24 protein-coding genes, 1 tRNA gene and 1 riboswitch are annotated in these 25,753 nt (G+C 75.4%); of the genes, 19 read left to right on the plus strand and 6 right to left on the minus strand.

Features of this window, described 5'->3' with window-relative positions:
- Positions 1 to 44: 44 nt before the first annotated feature.
- The 3 genes from cydD to ACQP6G_RS09380 are packed head-to-tail and all read right to left on the minus strand — an operon-like array spanning position 45 to position 4,474.
- Positions 45 to 1,829, minus strand: coding sequence for a thiol reductant ABC exporter subunit CydD (cydD, locus tag ACQP6G_RS09370; RefSeq protein WP_429764018.1), 1,785 nt, complete (start codon positions 1,827 to 1,829; stop codon positions 45 to 47).
- Positions 1,830 to 1,881: 52 nt separating this feature from the next.
- Positions 1,882 to 2,931 carry a cytochrome d ubiquinol oxidase subunit II gene (cydB, locus tag ACQP6G_RS09375; RefSeq protein ID WP_429764019.1) on the minus strand — a complete coding sequence of 350 codons (1,050 nt, stop codon included), beginning with the start codon at positions 2,929 to 2,931 and terminating at the stop codon, positions 1,882 to 1,884.
- A 43-nt stretch (positions 2,932 to 2,974) separates the two neighbouring features.
- Complete coding sequence (locus tag ACQP6G_RS09380; RefSeq protein ID WP_429764020.1) at positions 2,975 to 4,474, minus strand: cytochrome ubiquinol oxidase subunit I; 1,500 nt, start codon at positions 4,472 to 4,474, stop codon at positions 2,975 to 2,977.
- A gap of 459 nt (positions 4,475 to 4,933) precedes the next feature.
- Between ACQP6G_RS09380 and ACQP6G_RS09385 the strand changes: the two genes are divergently transcribed.
- Together ACQP6G_RS09385 and ACQP6G_RS09390 are read left to right on the plus strand one after the other, a co-directional pair.
- Positions 4,934 to 8,449 carry an Rne/Rng family ribonuclease gene (locus tag ACQP6G_RS09385; RefSeq protein WP_429764021.1) on the plus strand — a complete coding sequence of 1,172 codons (3,516 nt, stop codon included), beginning with the start codon at positions 4,934 to 4,936 and terminating at the stop codon, positions 8,447 to 8,449.
- A 164-nt stretch (positions 8,450 to 8,613) separates the two neighbouring features.
- Positions 8,614 to 9,192, plus strand: a complete 579-nt coding sequence (locus tag ACQP6G_RS09390; RefSeq protein ID WP_429764022.1) for a thymidine kinase — start codon at positions 8,614 to 8,616, stop codon at positions 9,190 to 9,192.
- A 29-nt stretch (positions 9,193 to 9,221) separates the two neighbouring features.
- Here the strand turns inward: ACQP6G_RS09390 and ACQP6G_RS09395 are convergent, their stop codons facing one another.
- The 3 genes from ACQP6G_RS09395 to ACQP6G_RS09405 form a co-directional block, all read right to left on the minus strand.
- Complete coding sequence (locus ACQP6G_RS09395; RefSeq protein WP_429764023.1) at positions 9,222 to 10,325, minus strand: fatty acid desaturase family protein; 1,104 nt, start codon at positions 10,323 to 10,325, stop codon at positions 9,222 to 9,224.
- A gap of 76 nt (positions 10,326 to 10,401) precedes the next feature.
- A complete protein-coding gene (locus tag ACQP6G_RS09400) occupies positions 10,402 to 11,250 on the minus strand; it encodes an inositol monophosphatase family protein (protein ID WP_429764024.1) in 849 nt (282 codons plus the stop codon).
- 34 nt (positions 11,251 to 11,284) lie between these two features.
- Positions 11,285 to 11,902: a protein-L-isoaspartate O-methyltransferase family protein gene (locus ACQP6G_RS09405; protein ID WP_429764025.1), complete on the minus strand. Its 618-nt coding sequence runs from the start codon at positions 11,900 to 11,902 to the stop codon at positions 11,285 to 11,287.
- A gap of 126 nt (positions 11,903 to 12,028) precedes the next feature.
- On the opposite strand from ACQP6G_RS09405, the gene ACQP6G_RS09410 reads away from it, so the two are divergent.
- From ACQP6G_RS09410 to ACQP6G_RS09490, 17 genes are all read left to right on the plus strand, one after another.
- Positions 12,029 to 12,238 (plus strand): dodecin family protein, encoded by a 210-nt coding sequence (locus tag ACQP6G_RS09410; RefSeq protein ID WP_429732001.1) that lies wholly within the window; start codon positions 12,029 to 12,031, stop codon positions 12,236 to 12,238.
- A gap of 234 nt (positions 12,239 to 12,472) precedes the next feature.
- Positions 12,473 to 12,781, plus strand: coding sequence for a 50S ribosomal protein L21 (gene rplU, locus ACQP6G_RS09415; RefSeq protein WP_429764291.1), 309 nt, complete (start codon positions 12,473 to 12,475; stop codon positions 12,779 to 12,781).
- Positions 12,782 to 12,865: 84 nt separating this feature from the next.
- On the plus strand, positions 12,866 to 13,123 hold the full coding sequence (gene rpmA, locus ACQP6G_RS09420; protein ID WP_429764026.1) for a 50S ribosomal protein L27: 258 nt from the start codon (positions 12,866 to 12,868) through the stop codon (positions 13,121 to 13,123).
- A gap of 92 nt (positions 13,124 to 13,215) precedes the next feature.
- Positions 13,216 to 14,733: a GTPase ObgE gene (gene obgE / locus ACQP6G_RS09425; RefSeq protein WP_429764027.1), complete on the plus strand. Its 1,518-nt coding sequence runs from the start codon at positions 13,216 to 13,218 to the stop codon at positions 14,731 to 14,733.
- Positions 14,734 to 14,758: 25 nt separating this feature from the next.
- Positions 14,759 to 15,889, plus strand: coding sequence for a glutamate 5-kinase (proB, locus tag ACQP6G_RS09430; protein ID WP_429764028.1), 1,131 nt, complete (start codon positions 14,759 to 14,761; stop codon positions 15,887 to 15,889).
- A gap of 72 nt (positions 15,890 to 15,961) precedes the next feature.
- Positions 15,962 to 17,446: an alpha/beta hydrolase family protein gene (locus ACQP6G_RS09435; protein ID WP_429764029.1), complete on the plus strand. Its 1,485-nt coding sequence runs from the start codon at positions 15,962 to 15,964 to the stop codon at positions 17,444 to 17,446.
- A 43-nt stretch (positions 17,447 to 17,489) separates the two neighbouring features.
- Positions 17,490 to 18,818 (plus strand): glutamate-5-semialdehyde dehydrogenase, encoded by a 1,329-nt coding sequence (locus tag ACQP6G_RS09440; protein WP_429764030.1) that lies wholly within the window; start codon positions 17,490 to 17,492, stop codon positions 18,816 to 18,818.
- A gap of 51 nt (positions 18,819 to 18,869) precedes the next feature.
- Positions 18,870 to 19,022, plus strand: coding sequence for a hypothetical protein (locus tag ACQP6G_RS09445; RefSeq protein WP_429764031.1), 153 nt, complete (start codon positions 18,870 to 18,872; stop codon positions 19,020 to 19,022).
- Between the two features lie 18 nt (positions 19,023 to 19,040).
- Positions 19,041 to 19,658 (plus strand): nicotinate-nucleotide adenylyltransferase, encoded by a 618-nt coding sequence (gene nadD, locus ACQP6G_RS09450; RefSeq protein ID WP_429764032.1) that lies wholly within the window; start codon positions 19,041 to 19,043, stop codon positions 19,656 to 19,658.
- The gene (locus tag ACQP6G_RS09455) at positions 19,651 to 20,736 is read left to right on the plus strand and encodes a hypothetical protein (RefSeq protein ID WP_429764033.1); all 1,086 of its coding nucleotides are present in this window, start codon (positions 19,651 to 19,653) and stop codon (positions 20,734 to 20,736) included. The genes nadD and ACQP6G_RS09455 overlap by 8 nt, the downstream gene beginning before the upstream one ends.
- Positions 20,733 to 21,179, plus strand: coding sequence for a ribosome silencing factor (rsfS, locus tag ACQP6G_RS09460; RefSeq protein WP_429764034.1), 447 nt, complete (start codon positions 20,733 to 20,735; stop codon positions 21,177 to 21,179). The genes ACQP6G_RS09455 and rsfS overlap by 4 nt, the downstream gene beginning before the upstream one ends.
- The gene (locus ACQP6G_RS09465; protein WP_429764035.1) at positions 21,176 to 21,865 is read left to right on the plus strand and encodes a histidine phosphatase family protein; all 690 of its coding nucleotides are present in this window, start codon (positions 21,176 to 21,178) and stop codon (positions 21,863 to 21,865) included. The genes rsfS and ACQP6G_RS09465 overlap by 4 nt, the downstream gene beginning before the upstream one ends.
- 90 nt (positions 21,866 to 21,955) lie before the next feature.
- Positions 21,956 to 22,028: transfer RNA gene (locus ACQP6G_RS09470), tRNA-Ala, on the plus strand.
- A gap of 143 nt (positions 22,029 to 22,171) precedes the next feature.
- A riboswitch (TPP riboswitch) is annotated at positions 22,172 to 22,283 on the plus strand.
- A complete protein-coding gene (locus ACQP6G_RS09475) occupies positions 22,277 to 22,915 on the plus strand; it encodes an ECF transporter S component (protein WP_429764036.1) in 639 nt (212 codons plus the stop codon). Its footprint overlaps the riboswitch before it by 7 nt.
- Complete coding sequence (locus ACQP6G_RS09480) at positions 22,890 to 24,371, plus strand: ATP-binding cassette domain-containing protein (protein WP_429764037.1); 1,482 nt, start codon at positions 22,890 to 22,892, stop codon at positions 24,369 to 24,371. The genes ACQP6G_RS09475 and ACQP6G_RS09480 overlap by 26 nt, the downstream gene beginning before the upstream one ends.
- The gene (locus tag ACQP6G_RS09485; protein ID WP_429764038.1) at positions 24,368 to 25,063 is read left to right on the plus strand and encodes a CbiQ family ECF transporter T component; all 696 of its coding nucleotides are present in this window, start codon (positions 24,368 to 24,370) and stop codon (positions 25,061 to 25,063) included. The genes ACQP6G_RS09480 and ACQP6G_RS09485 overlap by 4 nt, the downstream gene beginning before the upstream one ends.
- 63 nt (positions 25,064 to 25,126) lie before the next feature.
- Positions 25,127 to 25,735: a class I SAM-dependent methyltransferase gene (locus tag ACQP6G_RS09490; RefSeq protein ID WP_429764039.1), complete on the plus strand. Its 609-nt coding sequence runs from the start codon at positions 25,127 to 25,129 to the stop codon at positions 25,733 to 25,735.
- Positions 25,736 to 25,753: the final 18 nt, after the last annotated feature.

A 25,753-nucleotide genomic window follows, 5' to 3' on the forward strand; every position in this document is an offset into this window, starting at 1 on the left:
GGGCAGCACCCGGCGCAGCGGGCCGGCGGGGCGGGTGGCGGCGTTCACGACGCCACCGCCTCGGCCTGCCCGACGGCGCGCGCGGCGACGTCCACCACCTGGTCCGCGAGCGCCAGCAGCGACGCCCGGTGCGCCACGACGACGACGGTGCGCCCGGCGTCACGCCAGGCGCGCACGGTGTCGAGCACGACCTGCTCGCCGCGGGCGTCGAGGTGCGCGGTCGGTTCGTCGAGCAGCACGAGGGGCGGGGGAGCGCCGTCATCGGGGGCCTCCCCGTCCAGCAGCGCGGCCGCGAGCGCGACCCGCTGCCGCTGCCCGACGCTGAGGCCGGTGCCGCCGAGCCCGACCGGGGTGTCCCACCCCAGCGGCAGCGCCGTGACGACGTCGTCCAGGCCGGTGGTGCGGGCGGCGGCGGCCCGGGCGTCGTCGGGCACCGGGCGACCGTCCGTCACGGCGTCGCGCACCGTGCCGGGGGCCAGGGTGGGGCGCTGCGGCACCCACGTGACCTGGGGCCACCAGGTGGCCGGGTCGACGTCGGCCAGGTCGACGGGGCCCACGTCGACGGGAGCCCCGCCGACGCCCTGCGCGACGGGCTCGACGAGCACCCGGCCCTCGTCGGGGCGCAGCAGCCCCAGGAGGACGAGCGCCGCCGTCGACTTGCCCGCACCGCTGGGGCCGCGCAGCGCGACGACCCTGCCGCCGCCGGGGTGGCCGGTGCCGAGCGGCACCCGCGCCGTGAGCCCGGCGGGGGCGAGGACGCCGCGGTCGCCGGCGCGCACGCCGACGCCGTCGAGCACGAGGGTCGCGCCGGCGAGGGCCGGCGCGGGCGTGGTGCCCGCGGTCGGGGTCGGCCGCTCGAGGAGGGCGAAGGCCCGCTCGGCGGCGGCGAGGCCGTCGGTGGACGCGTGGAACTCTGCGCCGACGCGGCGCAGCGGCAGGTAGACCTCGGGCGCGAGCACGAGCACGGCGATGGCGGGCACCAGGGCGATCATCCCCTCGACGAGGCGCAGGCCGACGCCGACGGCGACGATCGCGACCGACAGCGTGGTGAGCAGCTCCAGCACCATCCCGGACAGGAACGCGATCCGCAGCGTGCCCATCGTGGCGCGCCGCGACGCGTCGCCGAGGGAGCGGACGCGGGCGCCGGGCCCGATCTCGCGACCGAAGGCCCGCAGGGTCGGCAGCCCGGCCAGCAGGTCGAGCACCTGCGACCCGAGCCGCTCGATGGTGCGCAGCCGACGCTCGGAGGCGCCCGCGGTCATGACGCCGACCAGCCACATGAACAGCGGCACGAGCGGCAGCGTCACGACGCAGATCAGCGCGGAGACCCAGTCCAGGCCGAGCACGACCAGCACGAGCACCGGGGTGAGGATCGCCGTGAGCAGCAGCTGGGGCAGGTAGCGCACGAGGTACGGGCCCAGGTCGTCCAGGCCGCGTGTGGCGAGCGTCGCCGTGGCGGCGGGTCCCTCGCCCTCGCTGCCGTCCCCGGCCGGCCGCGGGCCCAGCGCCACGGCGTGCGCCACGACCTGCTCGCGCAGCTCGGCCACGACGTCGGCCGCCGCCTTCTGCGCGTACCGCTCCTGCGCCCAGGCGATCAGGGCGCGTGCGGCGATCGCGGCGACGAGCGCCCCGAGCCACGGCGCGACGTCGGCCAGGGCGAGCGGCGCGCCCGCGCTGCCCGCCGTGACCGCCGGCCCGAGGGTGTGCGCGATGGCGAAGGCCTGGAGCACGACGGCCCCGGCGGCGGCGACGCCGAGGGCCGCGGTCAGGGCGACGTACCACCGGGCCGCGCGCGCACGCCGCAGCAGGCGGGGGTCGAGGGGCTTCACGGGATCAGGCCAGGGGTCGGCACAGCGGTCAGTATCGACGACAAGGCGCGCGTCAGAACGCCGCGTCCTTGATCTTCTGCCACGACAGCCCGGCCGGGGCGGGGATGTCCTTGCTGGAGAGGCGCCGGCGGAAGATCCAGTACGTCCACGCCTGGTAGGCGATCACGAGCGGCGTGAGCACCACCGCGACCCACGACATCACGGTGAGGGTGTAGGGCGTCGAGGCCGCCTCCGCCACCGTGAGGGCCTCGCCGCCGTCGAGGGCGGGGATGACGTCGGGGTACATGGAGCCGAAGATCAGCACGACGGCGCTCGCGATGGCGACGGCCGACAGCGTGAACGCCCAGCCCTCCCGCCGCGCCCGGGCGGCCACGACCACGCCGACCAGCGCGAGGGCCGCGACCGCGACGGCCGCCCACGTCCAGGTGACCGAGTAGGCGACCTGCGCCCAGACCGCCCAGCCGCCCGCGACGACGAGCGCCACGACCGACAGCGCCGCCGCGAGCCGGCCCGCGCGCTCGCGCACGTCGCCGTCGGTCTTGAGGGCCACGAAGACGCTGCCGTGCAGGAGGAAGAGCACCAGCGTCGTGAGGCCGCCGAGCAGGGCGAACGGGTTGAGCAGCGCCCAGAACCCGCCCACGTACTGGTGGGACTCGTTCAGCAGCAGCCCGCGCACGAGGTTGCCGAACGCCACGCCCCACATGATCGAGGGGACCCACGACCCGAACTGGATGGCGACGTCGCAGCGCCGCGCCCAGCGGGTGTCGGAGATCTTGCCGCGGTACTCGAACGCGACGCCGCGGGCGATGAGGCCCAGCAGGATGATCAGCAGCGGCAGGTAGAAGCCGGAGAACATCGTGGCGTACCACTCCGGGAAGGCGGCGAACGTGGCGCCGCCCGCGGTGAGCAGCCACACCTCGTTCCCGTCCCACACCGGCCCGATCGTGTTGATCAGCACCCGACGCTCCTTGTCGCGCTGCTCCTTGCCGCCGCGCGGCAGGATCGACAGCAGCATGCCGACGCCGAAGTCGAAGCCCTCGAGCACGAGGTAGCCGGTCCACAGGACGGCGATGATGACGAACCAGAGGATCGCGAGGTCCATGGGTCTCCCAGTCTCGGTCTCGATGCCAGCTACGCGATGGCGCTCAGTAGGCGAAGGACAGCGGGCGGTCGGCGTCGTCGGGGTCCTGCGCCTCCGGCGACTCGTCGCGGACGACGTCGGGGACGCCCTCGACCGCGTACCGGTGCATGAGGCGGTACCAGACGACGGCGAGCACCGCGTAGACGAGGGTGAGCACGATCATCGACGTGAGGATCACCCCCGCCGGCACCGCTGTGGACACGCCGCGCTCGGTGAGGAGCCGCACCTGGTCGATCCCCGTCGGGTTGGGCGCCACCACCCAGGGTTGGCGGCCGACCTCTGTGAAGATCCACCCGAACGAGCAGGCGAGGAACGGTGTCGGGATCGCGAGGAGGCCGAGCCTGCTCAGCCAGACGCTGTCGCTCACCCTGCCCTTGCGGGTGGCCCACAGCGCCGTCAGCGCGAGCGCCAGGGAGAACACCGCGAGGCCGATCATGAGCCGGAACGACCAGTAGGTGATGGCCAGCGGCGGGGTGTAGGTGACGGGCTCGCCCGAGGCGGTGACGTCGCCGTACCGCTCGGTGTACTGCTCCTGCACGTCGTAGACGCCGGGCAGGTAGGACTCGGGGCCGGAGAAGTGGCCGGTGCCCAGGAAGCTGGTGACGCCGGGCACGGAGATGAGGTGGTCCACGTCCTCGCACCCGGCGTACAGGGGGCCGACGGCGAGGATGGAGAACTCGGCGGCCTCGGTGCCCTCGCACAGGGCCTCGGCCGACGACATCTTGCCCGGCTGCTGCTCGTACATGAGCTTGCCCTGGAGGTCGCCGGACCAGATCACGCCGGCGCCGGCGATGATCATGGTCCACACGCCGACCAGGACCGCGGGCCGGTAGACGGTGCGCGCCTTCTCGACGTTCTCCGGCTTCCTGCTGCGCACGAGCCGCACCATCCACCAGGTGGCGACGCCGCACACGAACGTGCCGGCGGTGAGGAACGCGGCCGAAATGGTGTGGGGAAAGGCGGCCCACAGCGTGTTGTTGCTGAGCACGGCGCCGATCGACTCCATCTCGGCGCGGCCGGTCTCCTCGTTGAAGATCGTGCCGACCGGGTGCTGCATCCACGAGTTCGCGGCGAGGATGAAGAACGCCGAGAGGTTCGTCGCGAGCGCGAACAGCCAGATCGCCGCGAGGTGCACCTTCTTCGACACGCGGTCCCAGCCGAAGATCCACAGGCCGAGGAAGACCGACTCGACGAAGAAGGCGGCCAGCGCCTCCATCGCGAGCGGCGCGCCGAAGACGTCGCCCACGAAGCGGGAGTACTCGCTCCACGCCATCCCGAACTGGAACTCCTGCCAGATGCCGGTGACCACGCCCAGCGCGAAGTTGATCAGCAGGAGCTTGCCGAAGAACTTGGTCAGCCGGAGCCAGCGCTCCTTCTTGGTGACGACCCACGCCGTCTGCATCCCGGCGACCAGCGGTGCGAGACCGATGGTCAGCGGGACGAAGATGAAGTGATAGACGGTCGTGATGGCGAACTGCCAGCGGGCCAGTGCGAGGGCGTCCACGGGTTCTCCTTGCTCACTCGTCGGAGCGGTCCTTCGACCGTAGGACCACCGGTGTGCGGGCGCACGACCAGTGCTGTCGTCGTCACGGGACGGGGTTCGTGAAGACTTTCACGATCTAAGTAGTGAAGGTCTTCACAAGTCAAGCCGGCGCGGCGCCTGCTCGGTGTCCGACCGCGCCGTGCGGCGGCGGGTCACGCGGTGGGGCGCTCAGGATGCGATACTGGTCCGAAGCCGTCCTGGCCCACATCCCGGGGCGGCCCACGAGCTCGCAGCACTCGCGATCCGCACGCGATGCCGCCGCCAGGCACGAGGCCCGGCGGCGCGTCCGCGAAGAGCGCGGTGCCGCAGCCGGAACCGAGACTTCCGTCGGCCGGCGCGCCGAGCAGCGCGCCTGTCCGACGACGACCACCGGTGGCCCGCACGTGTGGGGGCGGGGCCGCCGGAGCTGGAGCGCCTTCCGTGACGTCCGACAACCCGACCGACGCCGCCCGCAAGCCCGCCCGTCGTCGCGCCACCCGGCCCGCTGCCGCCCCGACGGGCCCGCAGGCCGAGCAGGCCGCCGCCCCCGCCGCCACGCCCGACGTGGCGCCGCCGTCGTCTCTCTCCGACCTCGTGCTGCCGGAGCGCGCCGACGCCCAGGCCGACGCGTCCGCCGGGGCCAGCGCGTCCCTCGCCGACATCGTCCTGCCGGAGGGCCCCGCCGGCCGCGCGGCCGACGCCGCGGCCGAGAAGCCGGCACGCACGCGGCGCCGCGCCACCCGCGCCACCGGCGCGCAGCCCGCCGCGGAGCCCGCGACCGAGCCCGCCGCGAAGCCCGTCGAGGCGGAGCCGGCCGGCGACGCCCCCGCCGCCGAGGCCGAGGCTGCACCCGCCACGGGGCGTGGCGCGTCGGGCACCGCCCGGACCCGTGCCCGTCGGACCGCCGCGCCGAAGGCGGAGGCTCCCGCCGAGACGGCCGAGGAGGTCGCGCAGGCCGAGGCCGCCGAGCCCGCCCCCGCGACGAAGGCTCCGGCGAAGAAGACGACCCGGAAGACCGCCACGCGCAAGGCCTCGGCCGGGGAGAAGTCCGCCGAGAAGTCCACCGAGAAGGCCACCGAGAAGACCGCGAAGAAGACCGCCGAGAAGGCCACCGAGAAGGCCTCGGCGAAGCCGGCCGAGAGCGCCGCGGAGGCGTCCGCCGAGCAGGCCGCACCGCGGTCGCCGGCCGCGAGGGGCGGCGGGTCGGCCACCCCGCGGCTCGCGACGACCGCCGTGCTGTTCCAGGCCCCCGACCTGTCAACCGCGCGCCGGTCCCGCCGCGCCCAGGCTCCCGCCGGCCCGCCGCGCCCGCACGACGCCCCGGCCGAGGAGACGGCGACCGCGACCGAGCCCGAGGCGCAGACGAGCGCGCCCGAGAAGGCCCCCGCCGTCGAGGCGTCGAAGGGCGAGCCGACGCGGACCCGCTCGCGCCGTGCCACGCGCGGCACCCGTGCGGCGAAGGTCGCGGAGCCCGCCGAGCCGGCGGCTCCGGAGGCCCCCGTCGAGGAGCCCGCAGCCGACGCGGCGCCGGTCGTGGAGCCTGTCGAGTCGCCGGTCGAGTCGCCGGTCGAGGCGCCCGCGGTCGCCGACGTCGAGCTCAGCGAGGACGAGGCCGCCGCGGTCGAGGAGGTCGGCGCGATCGAGTCCGAGCTCGTGGCCGAGGGCGTCGAGCTCGTCGACCTGGGCCCGGAGGACCTGAGCGACGAGGAGGGCGAGGACGACGAGATCCGTCCGCGCCGGCGCCGTCGCCGGGGTGGGCGTGGCCGTCGCGGCGGTCGCCGCCCCGAGGGTGAGGCCGGCTCCGACGGCGACCTCGACGAGGACTCCGACGAGGGTGCCCGCGAGGACGAGCGCCCCGCCGAGGAGGACGCCGACGAGCAGGGCGACGACCGCGGCGAGGACCACGCCGGTGAGCAGGGCGACGAGCAGGGCGAGGACGACGGCGGCGACTCCGCCTCGAGCCGTCGCCGTCGTCGTCGTCGGCGCGGCACCCGCCAGGAGCGTGCCGAGGCCGCCGTGGCGCGCACCCGCGACCGCGACGAGGTCACGGCCCTCAAGGGCTCGACGCGACTCGAGGCGAAGCGTCAGCGCCGCCGCGAGGGCCGCGACGCCGGGCGCCGCCGCCAGATCATCACCGAGGCCGAGTTCCTCGCGCGCCGCGAGTCCGTGAACCGGTCGATGGTCGTGCGCGAGCGCGACGGCCGCACGCAGATCGCCGTGCTCGAGGACGGCGTGCTCGTGGAGCACTACGTCTCGCAGCAGTCGCAGGCGTCGATGGTGGGCAACGTCTACCTCGGCCGCGTGCAGAACGTGCTGCCGAGCATGGAGGCCGCGTTCGTCGACGTCGGCAAGGGGCGCAACGCGGTCCTGTACGCCGGCGAGGTGAACTGGGACGCCGCAGGGCTCGAGGGCCAGCCGCGCCGCATCGAGGAGGCCCTGAAGTCGGGCGACTCCGTGCTCGTGCAGGTCACCAAGGACCCGATCGGGCACAAGGGCGCCCGACTGACCTCGCAGGTCACGCTCGCCGGTCGCTACCTGGTGTTCGTGCCGGGCGGGGGCATGACCGGCATCAGCCGCAAGCTCCCCGACACGGAGCGCAGCCGGCTCAAGAAGATCCTGCGCGACGTCGTGCCCGAGGGCGCGGGCGTCATCGTGCGGACCGCCGCCGAGGGGGCGAGCGAGGCCGAGCTGCGCGCCGACGTCGAGCGCCTCGAGTCGCAGTGGGCCTCGATCCAGAAGAAGTCGTCGTCCGCCAGCGCCCCGGCGCTGCTGCAGGGCGAGCCGGACCTCGCGATCCGCGTCGTGCGCGACATCTTCAACGACGACTTCTCGTCGCTGCAGATCGAGGGCCAGGGCGCGTGGGACGAGATCGCGCAGTACGTCGAGGAGCTCGCCCCCGACCTGCGCGACCGCGTGACGAAGTGGACGGAGAACACGGACGTGTTCGCCGTGCACCGCGTGGACGAGCAGCTGGCCAAGGGCATGGACCGCAAGGTCTGGCTGCCGTCGGGCGGGTCGCTGGTCATCGACCGCACCGAGGCCATGACGGTCATCGACGTCAACACCGGCAAGTTCACCGGCGCGGGCGGCACGCTCGAGGAGACCGTCACGCGGAACAACCTCGAGGCGGCCGAGGAGATCGTGCGCCAGCTGCGGCTGCGCGACATCGGCGGCATCGTCGTCATCGACTTCATCGACATGGTGCTCGAGTCGAACCGCGACCTGGTGCTGCGCCGCCTCGTGGAGTGCCTGGGCCGCGACCGGACCAAGCACCAGGTGGCCGAGGTCACCTCGCTCGGCCTCGTCCAGATGACGCGCAAGCGCGTGGGCCAGGGCCTGGTCGAGGCGTTCTCCGAGACCTGCGAGCACTGCAAGGGCCGCGGGTTCATCGTGCACAGCGAGCCGATCGAGAGGAACGGCGCCCACCAGCACCACGACGGCGACCAGGGCGAGGGGTCGAAGCGGTCGCGCCGCAAGCGCGGCGGCAAGCAGGCCGAGACCGCCCCGGCGCCCGCGGCCGAGGTGCCGACCCTGCCCGAGGACCGCTCGGAGGCGCGCGAGGCCGTCAAGGCCACGCTCGCCACGATCGCGGCCGCGGCGGCGCACGCCCACGAGCACGAGCACGACGCCAAGGACGGTGCCGGCGACGGCGCGAAGGACCGTGCGCAGGCTGCCGCCCCGGCGGCGGACGCGCGCGCCGCGGAGGCTCCGGCCGCCCCGGCGCCTCTGGCCCTGCCGGAGCCGGTGGAGCCCTCGGCCGTGACGCCCGTCGCGCCGGAGACGCTCATCGAGCTGCCCGAGCGGAAGCCGGAGCCCGAGCCCGGGACGGCGGCCGAGACGGCCACGAAGCCCGCGAAGAAGGCTCCGCGCCGCGCGCGCAAAGGAGCCGGAGCCCCGAAGCCTGCTCAGTCGGGTGCTGGGGAGACTGCGGCCTCGGGAGTGACCGGCACCGAGTGACCGGCACCGAGTGACCGGCACCGAGTGACCGGCACCGAGTGACCGGCACCGAGTGACCTGAGCGCGAGGTCGAGGCGACGGGCCCGGGGGTGATGTCCATGACATCGCCCCCGGGCTCTGTCGTCGGGCCCCGCCGCGTCGTCGGGGCATGTCATGCTCGGGCCATGACGGGGGACGACCGCAGCGGTGGGCGGCTCGAGGTGATCGCCGGCCCGATGTTCGCCGGCAAGACGGAGGAGCTGGTGCGCCGCGTGCACCGGGCGCAGGTGGCGCGCCGCGGGGTGCTCGTCGTCGCGCACTCGCTCGACACGCGCAGCGGGCCCGGCCGGGTGGCGTCCCACTCCGGGCTGGAGATGCCGTCGCGCAGCGTGCGGGACGCCGAGGAGATCCCGGGCCTCGTCGCGGAGGGCACGGAGCTGGTGGCCGTCGACGAGGCGCAGTTCTTCGGTCCCGACCTCGTGGACGTCGTCACGGCACTGGCCGACGCAGGGCTCGTGGTCGTGGTCGCCGGGCTGTCCGTGACGTTCGACGGCCGCGCGTTCGCGCCGCTGCCCGAGCTGATGGCGGTCGCCGAGTCGGTCACGAAGCTCACCGCGGTGTGCGCGGTCTGCGGCCGTGACGCGGCGTTCCACGTCCGGCTCGAGGCGACGCCGGCGGACGACGACGCCCTGGCCCCGACGTCGGGCCACGTGGGCGGGTCCGAGTCGTACGAGGCGCGCTGCCGGCAGCACCGCGCGGGCTGACGCAGGAGCGGCGGCGCGTCGCGGGACGTTCAGCGGCGCCCGAGCCGCTGCCGCATCGGGCAGTCGAACGGGTCGCGGGCGGCGAGCCCGACCTCGTTGAGGTAGCGCACGACGATCGCGTACGAGCGCAGCAGCGAGGTCTCGGTGTAGGGCAGCCCGAGCCGTGCGCAGTGCGCACGGACGAGGAGGCGTGCCCGCGCCAGGTGCGGCCGGGGCATGCTCGGGAACAGGTGGTGCTCGACCTGGAGGTTGAGGCCGCCCATGAGGATGCTCATCCAGGCGCCGCCGCGCACGTTGCGGGAGGTGAGCACCTGCTTGGAGAGGAAGTCGATCCGGCTGCCCTCGGGGATCATGGTCATGCCCTTGTGGTTGGGCGCGAACGTCGCGCCCATGTAGACGCCGAACACGGCGAGCTGCACGCCGAGGAACGCGAACCCGAGGCCGAGGGGCAGCCACCAGAGCACGACGGCGACGTACAGGGTCAGGCGCACCAGGATCGTCACGAGCTCGCGCTGTCGCGAGGCCCGGTCCTCCGGCGTGCCGGTCAGCAGCGACCGCACGGCGGTCACGTGCAGGTTGATCCCCTCGAGGGTGAGCAGCGGGAAGAAGAGCCAGCCCTGCCGCCGGGTGATCGCGCCCAGGAACCCGTGGTGGTCCGAGGCCGCCTCCTCGGTGAAGGAGATGACGCCCGGCGCGACGTCGGGGTCCTTGCCCACCTGGTTGGGGTTGGCGTGGTGGCGGGTGTGCTTCGTCATCCACCACGAGTAGCTGATGCCGACCACGGCGTTCGCCAGGATGCGTCCGACGCGGTCGTTGAGGGGCCCGGACGCGAAGACCTGCCGGTGCGCCGTCTCGTGCGTGAGGAACGCCAGCTGCGTGAGCACGACGCCCAGCGCGGCCGCGATCAGGAGCTGGAACCACGAGTCGCCCAGCAGGACGAACCCGGTCGCCACGCCACCGAGCGCCAGGACGAGGACAACCCCGTTGACGAGGTAGTAGCCGTACGCCCGGCGCAGCAGCCCGGCGTCGCGGACCTCCCGGGACAGTGCGCCGTAGGTGCTGGTGAACTTCGCCGCGGCGCCGCCGCGCGGAGCGGCGGAGCTGTCGAGGACGGCCGGGACGACTGGGGGCATGCGTGCCTCGCAGGGGTCGGGGTCGACTTCCCAGCCGAGGTGTGAGCGGTCGCTCGGTCGCGCGGATGTCCCGAGCCTACGGGGCCGTAGGTTCGGGACAAGGGGGTTGTCCCCCCAGAGCGCGGAGCCGGTCGAGCACCTCGCGCGCCGTGGCGGCGTCCGCGGCCGCGAGGATCCCGCGCCCGCCGTGCACGGGCCCGCCGTCGAGGTCGGTGACGACGCACCCGGCCGCCTCGCACACGGCGACGCCGGGCAGGAAGTGGACGCTGCCGTCGACGTCGGCCCCGGTCACGTAGGCGGCGTGCCGGCCCGCGGCCACCCAGGCGAGCGCGAGCGAGCTGGACGCGACCCGGACCGCCCAGGTCTCGCGCAGCCCGGCGTCGGCGACGAGCGCGGGCGCCCCGCGGCCGTTGTCGACGTCCACGTTGAGGAGGCGGGTCACGGGAGTGGGGGAGGCGTCGACGTCGGGGGAGCCCGCCGCGCTCCGCACGTGGGTGCGGACGCCGTCGGTCCACACCACCTCGCCGGTGAGCGGGTCGGCGACGGCCGCCGCCAGCACGCGCTCGACACCGCCACGACACTCCGCGAGGGCGACGTTGACGCCGAACGACGGGACGCCGGCGGCGAAGTTGAGCGTGCCGCACAGCGGGTCGACGTACCACCGCCGGGCGCTGTCGCCGCCCGAAGCGCCGAGCTCCTCGCCGACGACGGCGTCGCCCGGCCGGGCCGCGGCGAGGACGTCGCGGACCGCCCGCTCGGCGGCGACGTCCGTGTCGGTGGCGAAGTCCAGCCCGACCTTCGCGTGGCGCGTCACGGGGCGCCGGAAGGCGGCGGCGACCACCGCCGCACCGGCCAGGGCGGCGGAGACCGCCACCTCGACGTCGCTCGATGAGACGCCGGGAGAGCGTCGGGGCGCGGCTGTCACGACCGGCATCCTGGCACGCCGGTCCCGGGGACGCTCAGTCCTCCACGAGCGGGACGAACGAGTACGTCCCGTGCTCGGAGGTGCGGACCTCTCCGCGCTCGTCGCGGGTCACGAGCACCATCACGTGCCGCACGGGGATCACCATCCGGCCGCCGGGTGCGACCTGGTCGACCAGCTCCGGGGGCAGCCGGGTGGGCGCGGCGGACACCAGCACCCGCTCCCACCCGCCGACGCGCGGGGCGCCCAGGCGGCCGGGGACGGCCCGGGCCACCCGGGCCCAGGGCATGCCGGTGCGACGCACGTTGGCCGCGCCCCAGGCGGCGAGGTCCGCGTGCCGCTCGAGGCCCAGCACCGACCCGGTGGGCCCGACGAGGCGGGCGAGCAGCGCCGTCGTCCAGCCGGAGCCGGACCCGACGTCGAGCACGTCCGCGCCCACCGGCACCTCGAGGAGCCGGAGCATCGCCGCGACGGTCGACGGCTGCGAGCACGTCTGGCCGTGCCCGATCTCGACGGGGCTGTCCGCCTCGGCCCAGCGGGCGCCGGCGCGAGGCAGGAAGCCCCGCCGGTCGACGTCGCGCAGCGCGGCCGTCACCGCGTCGTCGACGCCCCCGGCCCCCGTCGGCAGGGCCGGTCGTCTCGTCCGCCCGGTCATCCCTCCATCGTCGCCCCGGAGCGGTCCGAACACCGGGCGGGACGCCGGGCGAGCGGGCCCGGCCGGGTCGACGATCGGAGGGACGGGCGGCGACGGACGCCGGCCCGCCCGAGATCGGAGGACGACATGGCAGGCACGGTCGCGCGCGTCACGGAGATCACGGCCCGGTCGGACACGAGCTTCGAGGACGCGATCCGCGTCGGCCTCGAGCGTGCCGGACAGACGGTCCGCCACATCACCGGCGCCTGGGTCAAGGAGCAGAAGGTGGAGGTGTCGGACGGCGCCATCGTCGCGTGGCAGGTGGACCTGCAGGTGACGTTCGTGCTCGAGGGCTGACCGGCGCCCGCTCGAGCCGGCCCGCGAGGTGGGGCACATCACGGCCGCCGACGGTGGAGGACGTTTGAACCGATCGGCACCGTGACGTAGTCTTGGACGTCGGCGCGCCTTCGGTGTGCCAGTCCCGTGTGCTCACGACGCACCGCACTCGACCGCCGCGGCGGGCCGAGTTGCAGACCAAGTCGGTGAAGAACGTCGTGCGGCATGCCCAGACCAGGAGAGATGAGCAGCAACGTGGTGTACGCGATCGTCAAGGCCGGTGGCCGTCAGGAGAAGGTGTCCGTCGGGGACATCGTCGTCATGGACCGTCTCAAGGCCCAGACCGGTGACACGGTGGAGCTGCCCGCTCTGCTTCTGGTGGACGGGGAGAAGGTGACCACCGACGCCGCCAAGCTGGCGAAGGTCAAGGTCACCGCCGAGGTCGTGCGGGACGAGAAGGGCCCCAAGATCACGATCCTCAAGTACAAGAACAAGACCGGTTACCGCAAGCGCCAGGGTCACCGTCAGTCGCTGACCCGCCTCAAGGTCACCGGCATCAAGTGACTCACCGCCGGGCCGAGCGCGACACCCCGCAGCACGGCCCGCGGCACTGATCCCCTCGTTCTTCGCAGAAAGCAGGACTGACAGATGGCACACAAGAAGGGCGCGAGCTCCTCGCGCAACGGTCGTGACTCGAACGCGCAGCGTCTCGGCGTCAAGCGCTACGGCGGGCAGGTCGTCAAGGCCGGCGAGATCATCGTCCGCCAGCGCGGCACCCACTTCCACCCCGGCGAGAACGTCGGCCGTGGCGGCGACGACACGCTGTTCGCGCTGACCGCCGGCTCGGTGGCCTTCGGGACGCGTCGTGGCCGCAAGGTCATCGACATCGTCGCGGCCGAGGTCTGAGCCTCACCGAACGCTTCGACTCACCCGAGTCCACGACGAGGGGCGCACCGTCGCGGTGCGCCCCTCGTCGCTTTGCCTGAGAGGATCTGACCATGGCCAGCTTCGTCGATCGCGTGGTGCTGCACGCCGTGGGCGGTGACGGCGGCCACGGCGTCGCGTCGATCCGCCGCGAGAAGTTCAAGCCCCTGGCGGGGCCCGACGGCGGCAACGGCGGCGACGGCGGCACCGTGAAGCTCGTCGTGGACCCGCAGACGACGACGCTGCTCGAGTACCACCACTCGCCGCACCGCCGCGCGACCAACGGCACGCAGGGCATGGGCGACGACCGCGACGGCGCCAACGGCGGCGACCTCGTGCTCGGCGTGCCCGACGGCACCGTCGTCAAGGACCGCGACGGGAACGTGCTCGCCGACCTGGTGGGCGCGGGCGCGGAGTACGTCGTCGCGCAGGGTGGGCGCGGCGGGCTGGGCAACCGCGCCCTGGCCTCCCCGAAGCGCAAGGCCCCGGGCTTCGCCCTCCTCGGTGAGCCCGGCGAGGAGCACGAGGTCGTCCTCGAGCTCAAGTCGATCGCCGACGTCGCCCTCGTCGGGTACCCGAGCGCCGGCAAGTCCTCGCTGGTCGCGGCGATCTCCGCCGCGCGCCCCAAGATCGCGGACTACCCGTTCACGACGCTCATCCCCAACCTCGGCGTCGTGCAGGCGGGCGACACCCGCTACACCGTGGCCGACGTCCCCGGCCTCATCCCCGGCGCCAGCGAGGGCAAGGGCCTCGGGCTGGAGTTCCTGCGCCATGTCGAGCGCACCGCCGTGCTGGTGCACGTGCTCGACTGCGCCACCCTCGAGCCCGGCCGCGACCCGCTCAGCGACCTGGACGTCATCGAGGCGGAGCTGGCCGCGTACGCCGGCGACCTGGGCATCGAGGGCGGCCGCGTGCCGCTCACGGAGCGCCCCCGTCTCGTCGTGCTCAACAAGATCGACGTGCCCGAGGCGCGCGAGCTCGCCGAGCTGGTGCGCCCCGACCTCGAGGCGCGCGGCCTACGGGTGTTCGAGGTCTCGACCGCTAGCCACGAGGGCCTGCGGCCGCTCACCTTCGCGCTGGGCGAGCTCGTGGAGCGCGCCCGTGCTGCGGCCCCGGCGCCGGAGCCGACGCGCGTCGTGCTGCGCCCGCGCGCCGTCGACGAGGCGGGCTTCACGGTCACCGCGAAGAAGGATCACGAGGGCGTCTACTACGAGGTGCGCGGGTCGAAGCCCGAGCGCTGGGTGCGCCAGACGGACTTCAACAACGACGAGGCCGTCGGGTTCCTCGCGGACCGGCTCGCCAAGCTGGGCGTCGAGGACAAGCTCCTCAAGGCCGGCGCGGTCGCGGGCGACGAGGTGCGCATCGGCGACCCGACCAACGCCGTCGTCTTCGACTGGGAGCCCACGCTCACCACGGGCCCGGAGCTGCTGGGCGCGCGCGGCACGGACCTGCGTCTCGACGAGAGCGCGCGGCCGACGCGCGGCGAGAAGCGCCGCGAGCACCACGAGCGCATGGACGCCAAGACGGAGGCGCGTCGCGAGCTGTGGACCGAGCGCGAGTCGGGTCACTGGACGGACCCCGACGACGCCTGACCGCCGATCCGGTGAGAATGCACGGGTGAACGCCGCCACCTCCCGCGCCAGCCTGCCCACGGCACACCGGATCGTCGTCAAGATCGGTTCGTCGTCGCTCACCGGCCCGGACGGGCACCTGGACCTGGCGGCGCTGCGGGCGCTCGTCGACGTCCTGGCCGCGCGGGTGGCGGGCGGCGCCCAGGTCGTCCTCGTGTCCTCCGGCGCGATCGCGGCAGGCATCGGGCCGCTCGGCCTGAGCGCACGCCCCCGCGACGTCGCGACCATGCAGGCCGCCGCCATGCTGGGCCAGGGGCAGCTGGTGGCCCGGTACACCGAGGCGTTCGCGGCGCACGGCCTGCAGATCGGGCAGGTGCTGCTCACCGCGGAGGACACGGTGCGCCGGTCCCGGTACCGCAACGCGCAGCGCTCCCTCGAGCGCCTGCTCGCGCTCGGGGTCGTACCGGTCGTCAACGAGAACGACGCGGTGACCACCGACGAGCTCACCTTCGGCGACAACGACCGCCTCGCGGCCCTCGTCTCGCACCTCGTGCGGGCCGACGCCATGGTGCTGCTCACCGACGTCGACGGCCTGCACGACGCGCCGCCGTCGCGCCCCGGCGCCCGGCGCATCGCGCACGTGGCGGACCTGGCGGACCTCTCCGGGGTCGAGGTCACCGCGCGGGGGAGCGCGGTCGGCACGGGCGGCATGGTCACCAAGCTGGAGTCGGCCCGGATCGCGACCGGTGCCGGCGTGCCGGTCGTGCTCACCAGCGCGCGGAACGTCGCTGCCGCGCTGGCGGGGGAGGACGTCGGCACCTTCTTCGCCGTGACGGGTCGGCGCACGTCGGCGCGGCGGCTGTGGATCGCGCACGCCGCCCAGGCCCACGGCCGCCTCCACCTCGACGACGGCGCGGCGCGGGCCGTGCTCGGCGGGCGCGCCTCGCTGCTGCCGGCGGGCATCACGCGCGTCGAGGGCGCGTTCGAGGCGGGCGACCCGGTGGAGCTGGTCGCGCCCGACGGCGCGATCGTGGCGCGCGGGCTCGTCGCGTTCGACTCGGGCGAGCTCCCCGGCCTGCTCGGGCGATCGACGTTCGACCTGCGGGCCGAGCTCGGGGAGGGGTACGACCGCGAGGTCGTGCACCGCGACGACCTGGTGCTCGAGCACCGGCGATGAGTTCGCCGGCGCCCGGGCGTCGGTAGGGGCACGGGCGCGCACGGAGCGCGCCACCGAACCCCGGAGGCCGGCATGCGCCGTCCGCACCACGCCACCCCGACCCCTGCCCGCACCGTCGCCGGCGGCGTCCTCGCCGCGACCCTCACCGCCGCCGCGCTCGTCGTCGCGCCGACGGCGTCCGCGTCGACCACCGCGCCGTCCGCGACCGCCGCGTGCGGGCCCACGGAGCCCGGGGTGACCGAGCACTGCGGCGAGCTGGCGGGCGCCCGCTACCGCGTGCTCGTCCCGGACGACTGGAACGGCACGCTCGTGCTGTTCAGCCACGGCCACTACCCGTCGGAGTTCTTCGGCGGCTTCCCCGCACCCCACATTCTGGGCAACCAGGAGCTCAGCGAGGGCGTGCTCACCGACCACGGGTACGCCGTCGCGGGCTCGCTCTTCCAGGGCGGCGGCCTGGACTTCACCGTCCCCACGGCGGTGGCCGACCAGTCGCGCCTGCTCGACTGGTTCGAGGAGCACGTCGCCGAGCCGGACCGCACCGTGACCTACGGGCAGTCGATGGGCGCGGTGACCGCCGTCAAGCACGCGGAGACCGAGCCTGAGCGGATCGACGGCGTGCTCACCGTGGGCGGCGTCCTGGACTGGGTGGGCCAGCTCGACGCGATCCTCGACATGAACCTCGCGACGCAGGTGCTGCTCACCGACGGCACCGACGCCCACGGCAACCCGATCGAGCTCGTCCACGCCGACGACCCGGGGGCGAGCCGCGACGCCCTGGTGGCGGCGCTCGTCGAGGCCCAGGAGACGCCCCAGGGGCGGGCCCGCATCTCGCTCATCGCGTCCCTCAACACGGTGACGGGCTGGTACGGGATGAACGACCCGCGGCCCGCCACGCCCGAGGAGCGGGCCCGCGGCCAGGCCCAGTGGCTGATCGGCGCCTACACGCTGGGCCTCGGGCCCACGGGCCGGGTCGACCTCGAGGCGACGACGGGCGGCAACCCGAGCAGCACCGACCTGGACCACCTGCGCGCCCGCCTCGCGCGGTCGGGCGCCGCGGCGGAGGTCGTGACCGCCTACGCGAAGGCCGGGCTCGACCTGCGGGACGACCTGGCGGCGCTGGAGGGCGCGGAGCCGATCGAGGCCGACCCGGAGGCGCGGGCGGCGATGGTCGCGCACCGTCCGGAGGGGACGACGCCGTCGCCCGTCCTCACGCTGCACACGACGGGTGACGGCGGGGCACCGCCGTCGGCCGAGCGCTCGTTCGCGTACCGCGTGCGCGAGGCGGGCGACCCCGGACGGTTCCGCAGCCTGTACGTCGAGCGGGGGGCGCACCTGTCCGTGAGCCTGGGGGAGGAGCTCGTGGCGCTGCGCACGCTGGAGCGGCGTATCGACACCGGCCGCTGGCCGTCGCTCGCGCCCCGCACGCTGAACCGGGCGGCCGACGCGCTGGGCCCGGACTACCGGGCCACGTTCGAGGTCGTCACCCTGCAGACCTTCGACCACGCCCCGGCGTTCACCCGGTTCGTGCCGCCGCCCGCGCCCCGTCCCTCCTGGTGAGAGGGGCCTGCCGCCGCGCGCGCCGCCGTCGTACCCTCGGGGGATGACCACCACCCTCACGGAGGACCTGGCGGCGGGCGGCGCGGGTGCCGGCAGCGCCGGCGACGACGTCGCGGCCGCCGTCCGCGACGTCGCCCGGCGGTCCCAGGTCGCGTCGCGGACGCTCGCGACCGCCACCAGGGCCACGAAGGACGCCGCGCTGCACGCGCTGGCCGACGCGCTCGAGGCGGCGGCCGACGAGATCGTGACGGCGAACGCCGACGACCTCGCCCGCGGGCGGGAGCGCGGCCTGAGCGACGGGCTGCTCGACCGGCTGGCGCTCACGCCGGCGCGGATCGGCGCCATCGCCGGCGCGCTGCGCGAGCTCGCCGGACTGCCCGACCCGGTCGGCGAGGTGGTGCGCGGCCAGACGCTGCCGAACGGGCTGCGCCTGCGCCAGCTGCGCGTGCCGATGGGCGTGGTCGGCATGATCTACGAGGCGCGGCCGAACGTCACGGTCGACGCCGCGGGCCTGGCGCTGAAGTCCGGCAACGCCGTGATCCTGCGCGGCGGCAGCGCGGCGGCGTCGTCCAACGCGGTGATCGTCGACGTGCTGCGTCGTGCGCTGGAGGCCCAGGGCCTGCCCGCCGATCTCGTGCAGACCATCGACGCCTACGGGCGCCCGGGCGGCGTCGCGCTCATGCAGGCCCGCGGGCTCGTGGACGTGCTCGTCCCGCGCGGCGGGGCCGACCTCATCCGCACGGTCGTCGAGTCGTCGACCGTGCCGGTCATCGAGACCGGGGTCGGCAACGTGCACGTGTACGTGGACGCCACGGCCGACGTCGCGAACGCCGTCGAGATCGTCATGAACGCCAAGACGCAGCGGGTCGGGGTGTGCAACGCGGCGGAGACGCTGCTGGTGCACGCGGACGCCGCGGAGGCGTTCCTCCCCGCGGCGCTCGCGGCGCTCGGCGGGGCGGGCGTGGTGCTGCACGGCGACGCGCGCACGGTCGCCCTGGCGCCCGAGTCGGTCGAGGTGCTCCCCGCGACCGACGCCGACTGGGCCACCGAGTACCTCGCCCTGGAGCTCGCCGTGCGCGTCGTCGACTCGCTCGACGACGCGATCGAGCACATCCGCACCTGGTCGTCGGGGCACACGGAGGCGATCCTCACCCGGGACCTGGCCGCCTCCGAGCGCTTCGTCGCCGAGGTCGACTCGGCCGCCGTGATGGTGAACGCCTCGACGCGCTTCACCGACGGCGGCGAGCTGGGCCTCGGCGCCGAGATCGGCATCTCCACGCAGAAGCTGCACGCGCGCGGGCCCATGGGCCTGGCCGAGCTCACGACCACCAAGTGGGTCGTGCACGGCGACGGGCACGTCCGGCCCGCGTGAGAGACTGACCCCCGACCGCAACCCGCCGCACACCACGCACAGGAGGAACCCGTGCTGCACACCGCCGTCCAGGTGGCCCAGGAGGCCGCCGAGCACGCCGAGACCATCTCCCCGATCGCGATGGGTCTGCTCGCGTTCGGCGGCCTGGTCGCCGCGCTCGTGGTGACGTACGCCTTCCGCAACGTGTCCAACCGCCACCACTGACGGCCCCGTCCGGTCAGCGTGAACGAGCCGTCGTCGCAGCCGCGCCGTCCGCGCCTGGGCGTGATGGGCGGCACCTTCGACCCCATCCACCACGGGCACCTGGTCGCCGCCAGCGAGGCGGCGGCGCTGCTCGACCTCGACGAGGTCGTCTTCGTGCCCACGGGCAAGCCGACCTTCAAGCAGCACCAGCGGGTGTCCCCGGCCGAGCACCGCTACCTCATGACGGTGATCGCGACGGCGTCGAACCCCCGGTTCACGGTGAGCCGGGTCGACATCGACCGTCCGGGCCTCACCTACACCGTCGACACGCTGCGGGACCTGCACGCGCAACGCCCCGACGCCGACCTGTTCTTCATCAGCGGCGCCGACGCGATCGAGCAGATCCTGACCTGGAAGGATGCCGCGCTCCTGTGGGAGATGGCACACTTCGTGGCTGTCACGCGGCCGGGGCACCAGCTCATGGTGGACGGCCTGCCCCACGACGGGGTCACGACGCTGGAGGTCCCGGCGCTGGCGATCTCGTCGAGCGACTGCCGTCGCAGGGCGCAGGCCGGCCAACCGGTGTGGTACCTGGTGCCGGACGGCGTGGTCCAGTACATCGCCAAGCACGGTCTGTATCGAGGTCTCGATGAGTGACAACAACCCGTCCCGCCCGCTGACCCGCCGCGAGATCCGCGAGCGGGAGCAGGCGGCCGCCGCCGCGCAGGCGAGCGCCGTTCCGCCGGCGCCGTCCGGGCCCGAGCACGGCGCGCCCTCCGCGGCGAGGTCGCCGTTCGCCCCGCCCGCCGGGCCGGCGCCGGCGCCGCGGTTCTCCGCGCCGGCGGCCGGGGCGCCGTCCCGCCGCTCCCTCCGCGAGCAGAGCCCGGCGCCCGCCCCCGCGCCCGCGCCGATGGTGCGGCCGCCGTCCACCTCCGCCGGGGTGCGCGGGCTGGACGAGACCGGTCGGCTGGCCCCGATCCAGCGACCGACCGGCGAGATGTCCCGCGCCGTCGCCCCGACGCCCCCGGTGCGCCCCGCGGCGCCGTCCAGCGCCCCGGCCGCGCCGCCCGCGCGCCCCTCGACCCGCCGTGACCAGGGCGCCGCCCCGGCGGGCTCCGCCACCGGGTACGGCCTGCCCCCGGTGGCCGCCCCGTCGAGCGCCGCGCCAGCGGCCCCGGCGGCCAGCCCGCCGGCGACGGTGGCGCCGCGCCCCGACGGCCCCGCCCGCCGTTCCCCGTTCGCGACGACGGGCACCTCCTCGCCGTTCGGCACCACGTCGGCCCCGGCGTCGGCGCCGCCCGCCCAGGCGGCCCCGAGCCCGGCGCCGACCGCCGCACCCACGTCGGCGGCGCCCCCGCTGCCCTGGGCCAGCCCGACCACGGAGCGGCCCGCGTCCGTGCCGCCGTCGCGCCCCACGGCGGGGGCCGCCCTGCCGGCGGCCGCGCCGGAGCGACCCGCCGCGTCCCCGTTCGACGCGCTGGTCGCGTCGGAGCAGCCCGTCCGCGCGCGCTCGGCCGCGCCGCTGGACGACGAGGACGACGACGAGGACTGGGACGAGCCCGAGGCGTCCTACACCTGGCTGCACTACATCGTCCTCGTGGTCGTCGCGTTCGTGCTGGGGCTCCTGGTCTGGAAGCTGCTGCTCGGCGACAACGGCGCCCAGGACTTCACGACCGACGGCGCCGCACCCGCGAGCGTCGTCCTCCCGTACGAGCACCCCGGAGCCGCTGCATGACCGCCAGCCCCCGCGCCGTCGAGCTGGCGATCGTCGCCGCTCGGGCCGCCTCGGACCGCAAGGCGCAGGAGATCATCGCGCTGGACGTGAGCGACCAGCTGGTGCTCACCGACGTGTTCCTCATCGCCTCGGGCACGAACGAGCGGCAGGTCTCGGCCATCGTGGACGCCGTCGAAGAGGCGATGTTCCTCGCCGGGTCCAAGCCGATCCGCCGCGAGGGCAAGGCGCAGGCGCGATGGGTGCTGCTCGACTTCGGCGAGGTCGTCGTCCACGTGCAGCACGCCGAGGACCGCGTGTACTACGCGCTCGAGCGCCTGTGGAAGGACTGCCCGGCGGTCGAGCTGCCGGAGGACGCCCGCGGCGGCGACGGCGCGGCGGCCGCCGCCGAGTACGGCGACGGCGGGGGCGACGGCGCGATCCGTCTCGCGGGCGACGAGCGGTGACGGCCGGCACCGTCGTCCTGCTGCGGCACGCCCGCACCGCCTACAACGCCTCCCTGCGGCTGCAGGGGCAGATCGACATCCCGCTCGACGAGGTCGGACGCTGGCAGGCGGCGGAGGGCGGCTCCGCGCTCGCGTCGTCGCACCGCGCGACGCGCATCGTGTCGTCCGACCTGGGCCGCGCCGTCGAGACGGCGTCCGCGTACGCGGACGCGCTCGGCGGGGAGCCCCTGGTGACGGACGAGCGCCTGCGCGAGCGCGGCTTCGGCGCCTGGGAGGGCCTCACGGGCGCCGAGCTGCAGGAGCGCTGGCCCGAGGAGTACGCAGCCTGGCGCCTCGGTGCCGAGCCCGTGGGGGCGGGGGCCGAGACGAAGGCGGCGGTCGCGCAGCGCATGGCCGAGGCCGTGGCCGAGCACGCCGCGGACCTGGCCGACGACGCGACGCTCGTCCTCGTGTCGCACGGGGCCGCCATCTCGCTGGCGGTGACGGCGCTGCTCGGGCTCGACCCGACCACATGGCGCGGGCTGGCGGGCATGCACAACGTGCACTGGTCGCACCTGCACCGTGCCGGGGAGGGCGCCGTGCCGGCATGGCGCCTCGTGGCGCACAACGTGGGCGCGGGGTACCCCCTGGACCGCTGGCAGGCGGGACCGGACTGGAATTTGGAACCTGGCCCGAAGTCTGCCTAAGATATCGACGTTCCGAGGGGCGCAAGCCCGGAGGAACACACCGAATCAGACGAATCGCCTGGCCGTCCGCGGTCGCGAGAGTCGGTTCTCGGGGCTGTGGCGCAGCTGGTAGCGCACCTGCATGGCATGCAGGGGGTCAGGGGTTCGAGTCCCCTCAGCTCCACCCCGACGAGAAGGCCCGGAACCTCATGGTTCCGGGCCTTCTTGCGTGACCAGGGGTTTCACGGTGCGGGACGGTCTTGCGCGGACGCCGACGTCGCCTAGGGTCGGACCTGCGGCCGCGTCGTCGGCCGTCACATCTGAAGACACCCATGACAGGGGAGCGCCGTCGAAGGGGCGCTGAGAGTGCGGGCACAGCCGCAGACCCTTGGAACCTGCTCCGGTTAGCACCGGCGAAGGGAGTTACCTGGAATGTCCGCGCCCATCTCTCTGCGCAGCGCGTCCCCGCGGTACCGGACCGTCGACCTCGTCACCGTGGCCATGCTCGGCGTGGCCGTCGGTGTCGTCTTCTGGGGCTGGACCCAGCTCTACCACCTGCTCTCCGCCGGGCTGGCGGTCGCCTTCCCGCCGGCCACCGGGCTGCTCGGGGGCGGCTGGCTGCTCGGCGGCGTGCTGGGCGGCCTCATCGTCCGCCGCCCGGGCGCGGCGCTGCTCACCGAGGTCGTCGCCGCGAGCGTCGAGGCGCTGCTCGGCGCCGGCTGGGGCTTCTCGGCGATCGTCTCCGGCGTCGTCCAGGGGTTCGGCGCCGAGCTCGTGCTCGCCCTGTTCCTCTATCGCCGGTTCGGCACCGCCGTCGCGGCCCTGGCGGGTGCGGCGGCGGGCGCGTGCGGCGCCGTCTACGAGTGGTTCGCCTACTACCCGGACTGGGCGTGGGGCTTCCGGCTGGCGTACCTGGGCCTCTTCGCGCTGTCCGGCGCGCTGCTCGCGGGCCTGGGAGGCGCGGCGCTCGTGCGCTCCCTCGCGCGGGCCGGCGTGCTCGACGCGTTCGGGCCGGGGCGCGACCTCGCCGACCGCGGCGTCGGTCGTGCCGCCGATCGCGCCCGGGCCTGACGGCGTGGCGCGCGACGACGTCCGGGCGCGCGTGCGGGGGCTGAGCTGGCGGCCCACCGGGCGCCGGGTCCCGACGATCGAGGGCCTCGACCTCACCGTCGGCGCGGGGGAGCGCATCGGCCTGGTCGGGCCGAGCGGGGCGGGCAAGTCGACCGTGCTGCACGCCCTCGCGGGGGTCCTGGGGGACCCGCTGCCCGGCGACCTGTCCGGCACCGTCCACGTGGACGGCGGGGTGGGGCTCGTGCCGCAGGACCCGGGCTCCGCGGTCGTCGCGGCCCGGATCGGCCGGGACGCCGCCTTCGGCCCCGAGAACTCCGGCCTGCCGCGGGACGAGATCTGGCGTCGGGCCCGGGAGGCTCTCGACCGGGTCGGGCTGCGGTACCCGCCCGACAGGCCGACTTCGGCCCTCTCGGGCGGCGAGCTGCAGCGGCTCGCGCTCGCAGGGGCGCTGGCGAGCGCCCCGGGCCTGCTGCTCCTGGACGAGCCGACCGCGATGCTCGACCCCGCCGCCGCGGCCGAGGTCCGCGCCGCCGTCGTCGGCGCGCTGGAGGGCACGGGCACCTCCCTCGTGGTGGTCGACCACCACGTCGGGCCGTGGCTCGAGCACCTGGACCGCGTCGTGGTGCTCGGGCCGGCGGGCCGGGTCACGCACGACGTCGCGCCCGCCGCGCTGAGCGACGGCGCGGCCGGCCCGCGCGGTGACCTGACGCGCGCCGGCGTCTGGCTGCCCGGGGTGGCGGCGCCCGATCCGCTGCCCGTCCCGGCCGCGCTGGTCGCGCCGGACGGCGCCGGGCCGGAGGTCTCGGTCGACTCCCTCGAGGTCGACCTGACGACGCGCGGCCTGCGCGGCCGTACCACCACGCGGGCGCTCGACGGCGTGGCCGCGCGGCTGCCTGCGGGGCTCCTCACGGCCGTCACGGGGCCCTCGGGGGCGGGGAAGTCCACGCTCGTCGCCACCCTCGCGGGGCACCTGCGGCCGACCGCCGGCGTGGTGCGGGGAGCTCCGGGGCGTACGGCCCGCTCGCGAGACCTCGCGCGGTCGTGCGGCTGGGTGCCGCAGCACCCGGAGCACGGCCTGCTCGCCCTGCGCGTGCGGGACGAGGTGGAGCTCACCGGCCGACGCCTCGGCGTCCGGGTGGACGTGGACGAGGTGCTCGCGCTGCTGCGCCTGGACCATCTCGCCGACGCGCACCCGTTCCGGCTGTCCGGCGGCGAGCAGCGGCGGCTCGCGCTGGCGGCCGCGCTCGCGCACCGGCCGGGGCTCGTGCTGCTGGACGAGCCGACCGTCGGCCAGGACCGGGGGACCTGGGCGGCGGTGGCGGGGTGGGCCACCGCCGCCGCCCGGCATGGCGCCACCGTCGCGGCCAGCACCCACGACGCGCACCTCGTCGCCCTCGCCGGGCACCAGGTGCAGCTCGGCGGCCCGGCACGCGAGCGACAGGCGGTGGCGGCATGACCGGTGTGCTGGGGCGCGTGAACGCCCTCGTGCTCGTGGCGCTCGGGCTGCTCGGGCTGGTCGCCTCCCTGGGCGTCCGGGACGTCGCGAGCGCCGGCGTCGCGCTGGGCGCCTGCCTGGCGTTCGGGCTGCTGCTCCTGCCGCGCGGGGCCGGGTCGCCGGCCCGGTACCTCGCGGTCGTCGTCGCCATCGCGTCGGTGGCGTGGTCCACCTGGCTGCTCGGCGGCCGCGACCCGGTGGAGGCCGGCGTCGCGGGGGCCCGCATCGCGGTGCTCGCGCTGCCGGGCGTGGCGCTCGCCCCGCTCGTCGACCCGAGCGGGCTGGCCGACCAGCTCGGCCAGCGGCTGCGCCTGCCGGCGCGCTCCGTCGTCGGCGTCGCCGCGGCGCTGCAGCGGTTCGAGCGGCTCGGTGCGGTGTGGGAGCAGGCGTCGCGAGCCCGCCGGTCGCGCGGCGTCGGGCCCGGCCGGGGCCCGCTCTCGCGGGCCCGGCACGCGGCGTCCGTGACGTTCGCGGTCCTGGCCGCCACCCTGCGCGACGCGGCCGCCATGGCCGTCGCGATGGACGCCCGCGGCTTCGCCTCCGCCCACCACCGCACCTGGGCGGAGCCGGCGCCGTGGACCCGCACCGACACCGTCGTGCTCGCCGGCGGCGCGCTCGTCGCGGCGTTGCCGTTCGCCGTCCTCGTCGGGTAGCGGTCGCGCGGGAGGCGCCGCCCAGGAGCCGTGGGGCGCAGAATGGGCAGCGGGAGGTGCTCCATGGCCCGCCAGGTGCACGATTTCGACGCCCTGTACGCTGCCGACGCCCCGCCGCCGTGGGAGATCGGCCGTCCGCAGCCCGCGCTCCTGGCGCTCGTGCGCCGGTCGGTGCTCGCGGACCCGGTCCTCGACGTCGGGTGCGGCACGGGCGTGCTGGCTCTCGCCGTCGCTCGGGCGGGCCACCGGGTGGTGGGCGTGGACGCCGCGGCGCACGCGATCTCCCGCGCGCGGGAGCGGGCCGCGGAGTCGATCCTCGACCCGCCGGGCGAGGTGCGCTTCGAGGTCGCGGACGCCCGCCGGCTCGACCGCCTGGACCTCCGGCCGCGGACCGTCCTCGACTCGGGGCTGCTGCACACCCTGGACGACGCCGGGCGCGCGGCCTACGTGGCGGGGCTGGAGGCGATCTGCCGGCCCGACGCGCTCGTCGCCGTGCTCGCGATGTCCGTGGACGCCGGGCTGGGCTGGGGCACGACCGGCGCCCGGCTGCGCGCGGCGTTCGAGGGGCCCGCGTGGTCGGCCACGGTGGTCTCGGACGCCGAGATCGCCGCGCGCACCGCGGGGGAGGAGCTCAGCCTGCCGGCGCTGCTCCTCACGACGCGGCGCGCGTGACGAGACGTCCGTGAACGG

Origin of the sequence: Isoptericola nanjingensis (genome assembly GCF_050311635.1) — a bacterium.
GTDB lineage: Bacteria > Actinomycetota > Actinomycetes > Actinomycetales > Cellulomonadaceae > Isoptericola > Isoptericola nanjingensis.

What these genes read in the sequence shown, in the direction of transcription:
- rsfS (WP_429764034.1), top strand. Translation starts at nt 20,733, where the DNA reads ATGACCGCCAGCCCCCGCGCCGTCGAGCTGGCGATCGTCGCCGCTCGG.
- cydB (WP_429764019.1), bottom strand. Translation starts at nt 2,931, where the DNA reads ATGGACCTCGCGATCCTCTGGTTCGTCATCATCGCCGTCCTGTGGACC.
- ACQP6G_RS09440 (WP_429764030.1), top strand. Translation starts at nt 17,490, where the DNA reads ATGACCACCACCCTCACGGAGGACCTGGCGGCGGGCGGCGCGGGTGCC.
- ACQP6G_RS09395 (WP_429764023.1), bottom strand. Translation starts at nt 10,325, where the DNA reads ATGCCCCCAGTCGTCCCGGCCGTCCTCGACAGCTCCGCCGCTCCGCGC.
- ACQP6G_RS09435 (WP_429764029.1), top strand. Translation starts at nt 15,962, where the DNA reads ATGCGCCGTCCGCACCACGCCACCCCGACCCCTGCCCGCACCGTCGCC.
- ACQP6G_RS09485 (WP_429764038.1), top strand. Translation starts at nt 24,368, where the DNA reads ATGACCGGTGTGCTGGGGCGCGTGAACGCCCTCGTGCTCGTGGCGCTC.
- ACQP6G_RS09475 (WP_429764036.1), top strand. Translation starts at nt 22,277, where the DNA reads ATGTCCGCGCCCATCTCTCTGCGCAGCGCGTCCCCGCGGTACCGGACC.
- ACQP6G_RS09405 (WP_429764025.1), bottom strand. Translation starts at nt 11,902, where the DNA reads ATGACCGGGCGGACGAGACGACCGGCCCTGCCGACGGGGGCCGGGGGC.
- ACQP6G_RS09490 (WP_429764039.1), top strand. Translation starts at nt 25,127, where the DNA reads ATGGCCCGCCAGGTGCACGATTTCGACGCCCTGTACGCTGCCGACGCC.
- ACQP6G_RS09410 (WP_429732001.1), top strand. Translation starts at nt 12,029, where the DNA reads ATGGCAGGCACGGTCGCGCGCGTCACGGAGATCACGGCCCGGTCGGAC.
- ACQP6G_RS09455 (WP_429764033.1), top strand. Translation starts at nt 19,651, where the DNA reads ATGAGTGACAACAACCCGTCCCGCCCGCTGACCCGCCGCGAGATCCGC.
- obgE (WP_429764027.1), top strand. Translation starts at nt 13,216, where the DNA reads ATGGCCAGCTTCGTCGATCGCGTGGTGCTGCACGCCGTGGGCGGTGAC.
- ACQP6G_RS09390 (WP_429764022.1), top strand. Translation starts at nt 8,614, where the DNA reads ATGACGGGGGACGACCGCAGCGGTGGGCGGCTCGAGGTGATCGCCGGC.
- rpmA (WP_429764026.1), top strand. Translation starts at nt 12,866, where the DNA reads ATGGCACACAAGAAGGGCGCGAGCTCCTCGCGCAACGGTCGTGACTCG.